The organism is Halorubrum sp. Atlit-26R, from assembly GCF_003666015.1.
Classification (GTDB): domain Archaea; phylum Halobacteriota; class Halobacteria; order Halobacteriales; family Haloferacaceae; genus Halorubrum.
Map to the genome: position 1 here is coordinate 1 of NZ_QPLT01000305.1, position 582 is coordinate 582.

General features: G+C 52.2%; 1 pseudogene. It reads left to right on the forward strand.

Features of this window, described 5'->3' with window-relative positions:
* Nucleotides 1-243: 243 nt before the first annotated feature.
* Nucleotides 244-582, forward strand: a pseudogene (locus tag DVK07_RS20700) (ISNCY family transposase); the annotation flags it as partial.

The following is a 582-nucleotide window of genomic DNA, read 5'->3' on the forward strand; positions in this document are numbered from 1 at the left end:
ACCGATATTTGGTCTACACTGTATTTTAGCCCCAACCAGTTCTTCAATTACAGCCCGCATACCCCTTCATACATCCGCAGTGACAAGCCCCAGACAGACAACTAACGCTAATGCTCAACCCTAATTCTACTCTATTCTATACTGATATTCGTCATCCTATCGGGGCTACACTGGGACTGAATCACTCCACAATCTGGCTAGCGTCATGCTACCAGTGCAGTAGTGCGGCTTGGAGGCGGGATAATGATGAGTGATCCGGCGGCAGTTGCTGAGTCAATCGTCGTGCACGCGGAGACGCTCTGTGCGCGCGAAGACCATCTCTGGGATGTCATTCGCCAGCTCTCAATTCCCGTCAACAATCTCGAGGATGCACGCGACCAGAACCGCGTCGACTTCGGAACCGACGAAATGTTTCGCACGCTCTTATTCAAGGGAATACGCGGGATCTCACAGAATGAATTAGCGCAACAGCTCGGTCGGAAGCCAAGCCGGGTCAAGAGCTTCCACTTCGATATTACTGACCTCGAGAAGACGCCGACCCAACAGCAACTCTCGTACACGCATGCACAATTCAGCGAGGAC